General features: G+C 31.5%; 1 protein-coding gene. It reads left to right on the top strand.

Annotation, left to right across the window (positions count from 1 at the left end; translation table 11 throughout):
- Positions 1 to 737: restriction endonuclease subunit S (locus HT701_RS11065; protein WP_172931537.1), on the top strand; the 737-nt coding region annotated here is incomplete at both ends.

Here is a 737-nt window from a genome sequence, read left to right as displayed (position 1 = left end):
TTGGGAGTGGGTGAGGTTTTCTACATTGGTTGAAATTGTCAGAGGTGGCTCTCCACGACCAATCAAAGATTATCTTACTTCTGAAGTAGATGGAATAAATTGGATAAAAATAGGTGATACTGAAAAGGGTGAAAAGTATATAAATAATGTTAAAGAAAAAATCAAAAAATCAGGGCTTAACAAAACTAGATTTGTAAAAAAAGGTACATTTTTGTTAACTAATTCTATGAGTTTTGGTAGACCTTATATTTTGAATGTTGATGGTGCAATACACGATGGATGGTTGGCTATTTCGAACTATGAAAACTCATTAAATAAAGATTACCTATTCTATATTCTTTCATCAAATGTAGTTTATTCTCAATTTCTATCTCTAATTAGTGGAGCTGTTGTGAAAAACTTGAATAGTGATAAAGTTGCTTCTATTCTTATCCCTCTCCCTCCGCTAGCTGAACAACAACGCATAATAGAAGCAATCGAATCAGCTTTAGAAAAAGTAGATGAATATGCTGAAAGTTATAATAGACTCGAACAGCTAGATAAAGAATTTCCAGATAAACTAAAAAAATCTATTCTTCAATATGCTATGCAAGGAAAATTAGTTGAACAAGACCCAAATGATGAATCAGTCGAAGTTTTACTTGAAAAAATACGAGCAGAAAAACAAAAACTCTTTGAAGAAGGCAAGATTAAAAAGAAAGATTTGGACATTTCTATTGTTTCCCAAGGAGATGATA

The sequence above is a fragment of the Streptococcus sp. 10824 genome (genome assembly GCF_013276595.1).
In the GTDB taxonomy this organism is placed as follows: Bacteria; Bacillota; Bacilli; order Lactobacillales; family Streptococcaceae; genus Streptococcus; species Streptococcus pseudopneumoniae.
Note: the sequence above shows the minus strand (reverse complement) of the source record. Positions and strands in the feature narration are given on the sequence as shown.